The organism is Dactylosporangium sp. NPDC050588 (genome assembly GCF_040654975.1).
GTDB lineage: Bacteria > Actinomycetota > Actinomycetes > Mycobacteriales > Micromonosporaceae > Dactylosporangium > Dactylosporangium maewongense.
In genome coordinates this window covers 86,870-96,177 of sequence record NZ_JBFAJA010000017.1, presented here as the reverse complement: position 1 = coordinate 96,177, position 9,308 = coordinate 86,870, and the positions used below count along the sequence as shown (strand labels likewise).

The 9,308-nt window shown below is 73.4% G+C and carries 9 protein-coding genes; 5 read left to right on the top strand and 4 right to left on the bottom strand.

The window, feature by feature from the left end; translation table 11 throughout:
• Both AB0I21_RS14195 and AB0I21_RS14190 read right to left on the bottom strand, forming a co-directional pair.
• On the bottom strand, positions 1-1,961 hold a 1,961-nt coding region (locus tag AB0I21_RS14195; protein ID WP_360561167.1), incomplete at its 3' end, for an ABC transporter permease.
• 50 nt (positions 1,962-2,011) lie between these two features.
• On the bottom strand, positions 2,012-2,776 hold the full coding sequence (locus AB0I21_RS14190) for an ABC transporter ATP-binding protein (protein WP_360561166.1): 765 nt from the start codon (positions 2,774-2,776) through the stop codon (positions 2,012-2,014).
• A 177-nt stretch (positions 2,777-2,953) separates the two neighbouring features.
• Between AB0I21_RS14190 and AB0I21_RS14185 the strand changes: the two genes are divergently transcribed.
• From AB0I21_RS14185 to AB0I21_RS14175, 3 genes are all read left to right on the top strand, one after another.
• Positions 2,954-4,120: a sensor histidine kinase gene (locus AB0I21_RS14185; RefSeq protein ID WP_360561165.1), complete on the top strand. Its 1,167-nt coding sequence runs from the start codon at positions 2,954-2,956 to the stop codon at positions 4,118-4,120.
• Positions 4,121-4,645: 525 nt separating this feature from the next.
• Positions 4,646-5,308 carry a response regulator transcription factor gene (locus AB0I21_RS14180; RefSeq protein ID WP_360561164.1) on the top strand — a complete coding sequence of 221 codons (663 nt, stop codon included), beginning with the start codon at positions 4,646-4,648 and terminating at the stop codon, positions 5,306-5,308.
• A gap of 234 nt (positions 5,309-5,542) precedes the next feature.
• A complete protein-coding gene (locus AB0I21_RS14175; protein ID WP_360561163.1) occupies positions 5,543-6,019 on the top strand; it encodes a hypothetical protein in 477 nt (158 codons plus the stop codon).
• Positions 6,020-6,294: 275 nt separating this feature from the next.
• Here AB0I21_RS14175 and AB0I21_RS14170 read toward each other — a convergent pair whose 3' ends face one another.
• Together AB0I21_RS14170 and AB0I21_RS14165 are read right to left on the bottom strand one after the other, a co-directional pair.
• A complete protein-coding gene (locus AB0I21_RS14170) occupies positions 6,295-6,660 on the bottom strand; it encodes a VOC family protein (protein ID WP_360561161.1) in 366 nt (121 codons plus the stop codon).
• The gene (locus tag AB0I21_RS14165; protein WP_360561159.1) at positions 6,657-7,166 is read right to left on the bottom strand and encodes a MarR family winged helix-turn-helix transcriptional regulator; all 510 of its coding nucleotides are present in this window, start codon (positions 7,164-7,166) and stop codon (positions 6,657-6,659) included. Before AB0I21_RS14165 ends, AB0I21_RS14170 begins: the two co-directional genes overlap by 4 nt.
• 48 nt (positions 7,167-7,214) lie before the next feature.
• On the opposite strand from AB0I21_RS14165, the gene AB0I21_RS14160 reads away from it, so the two are divergent.
• A complete protein-coding gene (locus AB0I21_RS14160) occupies positions 7,215-8,105 on the top strand; it encodes an aminoglycoside phosphotransferase family protein (protein ID WP_360561158.1) in 891 nt (296 codons plus the stop codon).
• Positions 8,106-8,194: 89 nt separating this feature from the next.
• Positions 8,195-9,241 carry a hypothetical protein gene (locus AB0I21_RS14155; RefSeq protein ID WP_360561156.1) on the top strand — a complete coding sequence of 349 codons (1,047 nt, stop codon included), beginning with the start codon at positions 8,195-8,197 and terminating at the stop codon, positions 9,239-9,241.
• Positions 9,242-9,308 lie beyond the last annotated feature (67 nt).

Sequence of the window (9,308 nt, the reverse complement as noted above, 5' to 3'; positions counted from 1 at the left end):
CCGGATGGCACCGCGCCACCGGATGGCACCGCGCCACCGGATGGCACCGCGCCACCGGATGGCACCGCGCCACCGGATGGCACCGCGCCACCGGATGGCACCGCGCCACCGGACGGCACCGCAGCGTCGGATGCACCGGCCGTGCCCGTTCCAACGGTGGTGCCGGATCCGGTCGCCGAGGCCGCCGCGGCAACAGATGCCGTCAGGACCACCGTGTCGTCCCCGCGCAGATCCGCGAGCGAGCCGCTCACCACCTCGAGACGCCGGTTCACCGCGGCGAACGCCGCAGGCTCCACTCCGAACGCGGTCCGCGGCGCCCGCCCGTCACCGCCCTCGGCCGGCGGGACGAACACCGTCGTCGGCAGGATCGCCGCACCGGGCACCGCCGCGACGGCCGCGTCGGACAGACCGGGCGCCCGGTCCGGCGCGACAACCCAGCCGGCGTCGACCCGCGCGGATCGCCCCGCCGCGTACGCCCCGGTCGACGTGCGGACCATGCCCGACACCAGCACCGCGAACGAAACCGTCAGCAACACCGGCGCCGCCGTCGACGCCGTGCGCCGGGCCGCGGTCAGCGCACTGCCACGGACCAGCATGCCGATCGCGCCGCCCCGCGACGGCAGCGGCGAACGCAGCAGCCGCACCACAGGACCGACGACCGCCGGCGCCAGGACGGTGACACCGCTGACGAGGGCCATCATGCTGTACAGCGCGAACGTCGCCGAATGCTGCGCGCTGCCCGACGTCGCCGTCCCCACGCCGAGCGCGGCACCGGCGGCGACCAGCAGCAGGCCGGTGACCCAGCGCGCCCACCCCATCGGCCGCTGCTCGACCACCGCCTCCCGCAACGCCTCGAGCGGACGCACCCGGGCCGCCCGTCGCGCCGCTGACCACGCCCCGGCCAGCGCGACGACCGGACCGGCCGTGAGCGCCACGACGAACGGCCACGCCACCAACCGCACCCGGAACGTCGCCGGCTCGAACCCCGCATCGACGAGCGCCCATCCCAGTGGGGTTGCGGCGGCGGTACCGACGAGCATGCCGACGACAGAGCCGGCGGCGCCGACGGCGAGCGCTTCGCCCTGCACCGTCCGCCGGATCTGGCGTGGCGTGGCGCCGACGGCGCGCAGCAGCCCGAACTCCCGCCGCCGCTGCGCCACCGCGAACGCGAACGTCGACGCGACCACGAACACCGTCACGAACCCGGACAGCGCCGCCACCGCGGTCAGCACCTGCATCCCGATCCACCGCATGCGCGCGTCGTCGCGCGGCTCCAGCACGCCCCGCTCGTCGCCGGTCAGGACCCGGGCGCCGGGACCGGTGACCTCGCGGGCCGCCGCGGCGACGGCCGTGGGGTCGGCGCCGGGGCGCAGCATCAGGCCGATCGTGTCGACGCCCGGCGCGAGGGCCGCGGCGACCTCGTCGGTGACGTGGAAGCCGGGCGAGTCGACGGTGCCGCTCACCGTGTACGACGTGGGCCCGGCTGCGGTCAGCAGCGTGACCCGGTCGCCCGGCGACAGCCCCAGCGCCCGGTCTACGACCACCTCGCCGGGACCGCGCGGGGCGGTGCCCGCCGTCAGACGCAGCCCGCCGAGCTGGGCGCTCGCCCAGCCGTGCCCTTCGCGGGCATCCTGCCGCCGCCCGTCGGCCGCAAACGGCCGGCCGTCGACGATCGCCTGCACGTAGAACGTGCGGTCGGGGACGGCGGCCGCGACACCAGGGACAGCGGCGAGGCGCCCGGCGAGCGCCGTGGCCGCGTCGGAGGACAACGGCACCGGCGGCGGGAACGAGTCGGCGGGCGCGACGGCGTCCACGCTGCGGACGACCACGCCGGCTGCCGCGAGACGGTCGGGGACCTGCGGCCGTCCCGACGCGAACAGCAACGTCGCCGCCGTGACCAGCGCGATGCCGACTGCGACGGCGACGAACGCGCCCGCGAACCGCCGGACGGTCCGCGCCACCGCCGTGCGCCACCCGTCACCGCTGACTGAATGCGATGCTCGCCGCCGGGTCAGCATGCCGACCCCGCGGCACCCGCTTCGACGGCGGCGGTGCGTGCGGCGACCGTCTCGGCGGTGATCTCGCCCCGCCCGCCGCTGCCGACCAGCTCGTCCACGATCCGCCCGTCGGCGAGGATGACCACCCGGTCCGCCCACGCCGCGGCGACCGGGTCGTGCGTCACCATCACGACCGTCTGCCCGTGCTCGTCGACGAGGGCCCGCAGCAGCGCGAGGACCTGCCGGGACGCGCTGCTGTCGAGGGCGCCGGTCGGCTCGTCGGCGAACACGACTGCGGGCCGGCTGATCAGCGCCCGGGCGAGCGCGACCCGCTGCTGCTCACCGCCGGACAGCTCGTTCGGCCGGTGCCCGGCGCGGTCGGCCAGCCCGACGGCGGTGAGCGCGGCCGCGACGTCGTCCCCTGCCGGCCGGCGGCCCGCGAGACGCTGCGGCAGCGCCACATTCTGCGCGGCGGTCAGCGTCGACACCAGGTTGAACGCCTGGAACACGAACCCGATCCGATCGCGGCGCAGGCGCGTCAGCGCGTCCTCGTCCAGGTCGTCGAGGCGGGTGCCGTCGACGGTGACCGAGCCTGACGCAGGACGGTCCAGGCCCGCGGCGCAGTGCAGCAGCGTCGACTTGCCCGACCCGGACGGCCCCATCACGGCCGTGAACGTCCCCCGGTCGAACCCCACTGTCACGCCCGCGAGGGCCGTCACCTGCCGTGTGCCGGAGCCGTACACGGCTCGCACGTCGTCGAGAAGCACCGTCGGTGTCATGCCCACGAGCCTGCCCGCGGGCGGGTCTCGCCGCGTCCGACTCAGGTCGTTCGATTGCGTCGTACTTGAGTCGGAGGCACCGGGACCTGAGCCCGATGCGTAGTTCTTAAGTATGACCTCGCGGGGCAGACCTGAGAATGACGCGTCCCCGCCTCACCTGCGGCTACCGTCGACCTCGTGCGCGAACTCCTGCTGACCCGCCGCCTGCGGCCCGTCGACCTCTACGTGGTCGACGCGGTCCTCGCCGTGGTGCTGGGTGCTTCGCTGTGTGCCTACGCGGCGCTCGAGTCACCCGAGCGCACAGGCGTGGTCGAGCCGGTATGGGTGTCGGTGCTGACCGGCCTCGTCATCGGCCTGCCGCTCGCCGTGCGCCGCCGCTTCCCGGTCGCGGTCGCCGTCACGGTCAGCCTCGCCACCACCGCCGCGCTCGCGACCGGCATCATCCCCAACTTTGCGGCCGCCGCGCCGTCCCTCTCGCTCGCGCTGGCCTTCTATACCCTCGCCGTCACGACCCCGCCACGATGGTCGCTGCCGGTGGCGGCCGGCTGCCTCGCGGCGGTCGTCGCGGCGCTCGCCACGACCGGCGGCACCCTCTGGTCGAGCAGCTTCGCCGTCGTGTACGGGGCGGTGATGACCATGCCCGGCTGGCTCATCGGCTGGACGTTGCGGGAGCGGCGGGCGCACGCGGCACGGCAGAGCGAGCAGGTGACCCGGCAGGCGGTCGCGGAGGAGCGGCTGCGGATCGCCCGCGAGCTGCATGACATCGTCGCCCACACGATGAGCCTGATCGTGGTCAAGGCCGCCGTCGGCAACCACGTCGCCGAGGCGAGCCCGCAGGAGGCCCGCGACGCGCTGCGGGTCATCGAGGCGACCGGCCGGGGCGCGCTGCTGGAGATGCGCCGGGCCCTGGGCATGCTGCGCGACGACGCGCCGTATGCGCCGGCGCCCGGTCTGGCAGAGCTGCCCGCGCTGGCCAAGCAGGCCTCGTTCGGCGACGTGGAGGCGTGCCTGGAGGTCACCGGGACGGTGCCGCAGGAGGCAGTGCCCGAGTCGGTGGGGCTCGCGGTGTACCGGATTGTCCAGGAGTCCCTGACGAACACGGTGAAGCACGCGGCGCCGGCCCGCTGCCGGGTGACGGTCACGATCGCCCCTGCGGATGTCCGCGTCGAGGTCGCGGACGACGGCCGCCGCCCGATCCGCACGCACAGCACCGGCCATGGACTGATCGGCATGCGCGAGCGGGTCGCCGCCCACGGCGGCGACTTCACCGCCGCACCGAGGGAGAGCGGCGGGTTCGTCGTCACGGCGAGGTTGCCGTACACGCCGGTGGGGGTGCCGACATGACCACCACGCAACGCCCCGCACGGGCTTCCGCGCCGGCGCGACCCGCACCTCCGGCGACGGAACCCGCGCGGCCCAGCGAGACGGCGTGCCTCCGTCGTGTCCTGACGGCGGTGGAGTTCGGCCGCGTCGAGGTTGTCGCGGCCGGGGTTGCCGGCGGCGGGTCCTGTTCGGGTTGGGGTAAGGCGCGGCTGGGGTTGTGGGCGGTGGGACCTGGGCGGGTTTGGGGTAATGGCACGGCTGGGACTGGTGGCGATAAGGCCGTCGGCGGTGGTGCTGTCGAGGGTGGAGCTTGGGCGGGTTCGGATGGCGCGGGTGGGTTCGTCGACGGCTGGGTGTGGGGCGTTGGGGTGGCACGGTTGGAGTTGTCGGCGGTGGGGTCTGGGTGGGTTGCGGTGAAGGCGTGGCTGGGGTTGTCGGCGGTGGGGCTTGGTGGGCTGGAGCGGTGGCGTGTTCGGCGTGGGTATGGGCGTGCATGAGAGCGTGGGGACCGGTCAGGTGCATGGGCTTGTCGGTGGAGGTGGTGGCGTGATCAGGGTGTTGATCGCGGATGACCAGGCGTTGCTGCGGGGGAGCTTCCGGGTCCTGGTCGACCTGAGCGAGGACTGCACGACGGTCGGCGAGGCGGGCAACGGGGTGGAGGCGGTGGCGCTGGCCGGGCAGCATCGGCCGGATGTGGTGCTGATGGATGTGCGGATGCCGTTGATGGACGGGATCGAGGCGACCCGGCGGATCTGTGCCGACCCGGTGACCGCTGCGACGCGGGTGGTGATCCTCACGACGTTCGACCTCGACGAGTACGTGTACGGGGCGCTGCGGGCGGGAGCGAGCGGGTTCCTGCTCAAGGACACGCCGCCGGGGGAGCTGCTGAACGCGATCCGGGTCGTGGCGGCGGGGGACGGGCTGCTCGCGCCGTCGGTGACGCGGCGGCTGATCGGGGAGTTCGCGCAGCGGCCGGTCGCCGTGCCGGCGGTGCACCGGCGGTTGGACGGGATCACCGGTCGGGAGCGGGAGGTGCTGACGCTGGTCGCGCGGGGTTCGTCCAATGTGGAGATTGCCGGGCAGCTGAACCTGAGCCTCGCCACTGTCAAGACGCACGTGAGCCGGTTACTGGCCAAGCTTGAGGTGCGGGACCGGGCGCAGCTGGTCATCGTCGCGTACGAGACGGGTCTCGTCACCGTCGCGCAGTGAGCGCCGCCGGCCAGTGGACACGGCCCGTTGCCGGCGCGGTCACCGGTGTTCGACGCGTGCACGGCGCTGGGTGTGCGTTGGGATGTCGGTATTGCGACCTGATGCGGCGGGAGGAGCTCGGGGCGGGGGATGCTCTGGGGCGTTGAGCGGAGGGGTTGTATGACGGTGGGAGTTTCAGCGGTGCGCAGGCCCGGGACGGTGGATGCGGCGAGGTGGTTGCTGCTCGGAGTTGCGGTGCTGACGGTGGTTGGTGCGTTGCTGGGGGTGGTGTTGCTGGAGGACCTGCGGCGGGCGTACATCTCGGCGTACGGCGGGATGCGTGGCGGGGACGAGGCGACCGGGGCGGCGATCGCGGGGGTGATCGGTGCGGTGGTGGTCGCGGGGGTTTGTGCGGTGACGGCGTTGTTGCTCGGGCGGCCGCGGAACTGGGTGCGGGTCGGCGCGTGGGTGGTCTGCGCGATCGGGGTGTGCTGCCTGAGTCCTGGGCTGCTCGGGGGAGGGGTGGCGGCGCCGGCGCGGATGGTCGGCAGTGGAGCGGGGTCGGATGAGATCGCGGCGGCGACGGAGGTGGCGATGCCTGGCTGGTACGGGCCGCTGACGGTCGTCCTCGCGGGTGCCTCGGTGGCTGGGGTGGTCGCTGCGGGGGTGTTGCTGGCGTTGCCGGCGTCGAACGCGTACTTCCGCAGGCCGTCTGCGCCGGTAGTCGGGTAGCCGCCAGTCGTTGGATAGCCGCAGGCGCCGGTCGTGGGGGTAGTTGCAACTGCCGGGTCGCCGGATAGCGGTCGGTGCGGGGCGCAGGGCGTAGTCGTCGGATAGCCGTAGGCGCCGGTCGTGGGGGTGGTCGCTACTGCCGGGTCGTCGGATAGTGGCCGGTGCGGGGCGCAGGGCGTAGTCGTCGGGTGGCCGTAGGCGCCGGTCGTGGTCGCAACTGCCGTGCCCCGGGCAGGCCGTCGAGCGGTGCACGGAGTGCGGCCGTCGCAAGGGGGTCAGGGCACGGCGGTGAAGAGTTCGTAGGCGATGCCGTCGGGGTCGAGGACGTAGACGCCGCGGCCGCCGGACAGGTGGTTGATCTGGTGGTCGATGACGTGTGGGGCGGAGCTCCACTGGAGGCCGGTTCGTTCGGCGTACGCGAGCGCGGCATCGAAGACGGCGTCGTCGACGAGGAACGCGTAGTGGCCCGGGCGGGCGCCGGACCGGTCGTCGAAGTCGAGGGTGAGGTCGGCGTTCACGCGTACAGGGGCGAAAGGGCCGGCAGGAGGGGCCGCCTCGACGCCGAGAAGGCCGGCGAGCAGCTGCGCGGCACGGTGGCGGTCGGCGACCGGGACGATGGTGTGGTTCAGCACGATGGTCATGACGCTCCTGAAGGACGGTCCGGGGAAGACGCGGGCGGGGAAGACGTGGGCGAGGAAGACAGCGAAGACGAAGAAGACGAAGAAGACGAAGCCAGGCGGACCAGATAGGCTGCGAACCGGCGAGCGTCCGCCGTGGGCCAGTCGGCGACCAGCCGCGCGAACGTCTGCTCCTGCCACGCCCGAGCCCCCGCGAGAAGGTCCTCGCCGGCGGGGGTCAGGTCGAGGCACGTCCGCCGGGCGTCCTGCGGCGACACGGTCTTCGTGACCAGGCCCGCGGCGACGGTCGCGGCCAGCATGCGGCTCGCGTTGGAGCGGTCCAGGCCGAGCTCGACCGCCACCGCGCCGATCTGTGCGGGCCGGCCCGCGGCGGAGATCGCCTCCAGCACCAGGATGTGCGCGACGTCGCCGCCCTCGTCGTGGGTGATGCCGGCCGCCCACCGCCGCGACCAGAACCGGACCAGCCGGAACAGCGCCGGCCCGCCACCCTGAACCATATCTGTGCGCATCGCACAGATATTACGTGCGATCCGCACACAGTTGCAAGGGAGGACCGAATGCGTCCACAGTGGACAGATCTGCCGGAGGTCGCGCGGAAGGCGGTCGAAGCGCTGGTGGGAGGTGCGGGCCGGGTCGACGCGTGCCCGGACGGGTTCTCGCCCGGGTTCGCGGTGCGGTTGACCCGCGCGGACGGGCGGCGCCGGTTCGTGAAGGGGATCGACGCCGACGCCTGGCCGCACGAGGTCGACGCGTACCGGACCGAGGCGAGGATCGGCGAAGCCCTGCCGCCGGCGGTGCCCGCGCCGCGGCTGCGTGGCGTGCGCGACGACGGCCATTGGTGCGTGCTCGCCTTCGACGACGTCGACGGCCGGTCGCCGGGCCGCCCGTGGACGCCGCGGGACATCCGCCGGGTCGTCGGCGCGATCGGTGACCTGGCCCGGGCCGCCACCCCGTCGCCGGTCCCGCTCCCCACCAGTCATCCGCGGCTCGGCGGATGGTCCGACCTCGCGTCCGACCCCTCCCGATTGTCGGGATTGCGCCGGTACGACGAATGGGCCGCCGCCAACGTGCAGCGCCTCGCCGGGCTGGAGCGCAGGGGCCTCGAAGCGGCGCGCGGCGAGTCGCTCGTGCACGGCGACCTGTACCCGCACAACATCCTGCTGACCGGCGACCGGCTGGTGTTCGTCGACTGGCCGCACGCCCGCCGGGGCTCGCCCGTCATCGACCTGGTGACGTTCCTGTCGAGCGCGGCCGCCGACGGCATCGACCCTGAGCCGTTCCTCCCCGCCGGTACGCCGGAAACCACCACCACGGCGATCCTCGCCGCACACGCCGGATTCCTGCTGGCCGGCGGCCTGACGCAGCCGCTGCCCGGCCTCGAGCGCATCACGGAGGAGAAGCTCCGCCTCGGACGGGCCGCGTTCAGGTGGCTGCGGACCCGGCTGTGAGTGGAAGTTTCACCGGCCGGCCCAGGTCCGGGCCGCACCGCATGAACGGAACCACCACGGCCGGTCATCGCGGCCCTACGCTGCGCGGCATGCTCACACGCATCCTGGCGGCGCTGGCGACGGTGCTCGTGGCGCAAGCAGTGTCAGCAGCACCAGCACACGCCGGCGGGCAGCACACCAAGCACGCCGGCGGGCAGGACACCAAGACGGTGAACGGGTTCTCCAGACAGGGTCCGTGGAACACGAAACTGCCCCGGCACGTGCCGCTCGCCGCCAACTCCGCCGCGGTCGTGGAGAACATCCGCCTCGACAAGGTGAACAACTACGGCTCGTGGGCGGTGAACACCGACGAGTACTCCACGCCGATCTTCACGGTCGGCAGGGACACTCCGACGCAGCGGTGGACGTTCTCCGACTGCCTGAACCTGCCGCACCTCGCGCCGGTCATCGCCGACAGCCTCGCGGCGGTGCCGACCCCCGCGGATCTGATCGTGTCGAAGGGCACCGACGCCGCCGTGACGATCTACCAGCCGTCGACGGACACGTACTGGGACTTCTGGCGCGCCGAGCGGGACGCCGCCGGGCACTGGTCGGCGTGCTGGGGCGGGAAGATCGAGCACTACTCCCGCAACCCCGGCATCTTCACCAACCCGCTCGGCGCGACCGCGACCGGCCTGCCGATGGGCGCGTTCACGATCCGCATCGACGAGCTGCGCCGCGGCAGGATCGACCACGCCGTCAACATCGCCACCGTCCGCACCCGCAAGGACTGCAACTCGTGGCCGGCGACCCGCAACGACGGCAACACCGAGGGCGCCGACATCCCGTGCGAGGGCCAGCGGTTCCGCCTCGACCCGGCGTTCGACATCAGCGTGGTGCGCAGCCCCGCCGCCCGCACGATCGCCCGCGCCATGCAGGAGTACGGCCTGATCATGACCGACAAGGCGGGCGCGCTCGTCACGTACGCCGAGGACCCGCGACCGTACATGGCGGCCAACGGCGGCGTCGACCCGTACTTCGCCCTCATGGACCCCGACGACATCGTCCCGGACGGTGCCGAGAAGTACCTGATCCTCGGCGACATCCCCGTCGAGCGGCTGCAGGCTCTCCCGTACGACTACGGCCGCCCCTGCTGATCTCGCTTGCGGGCCCATCGACGATCCGGCATCATGACCGCATGATGATCAACCGGAAGGGCGGCCT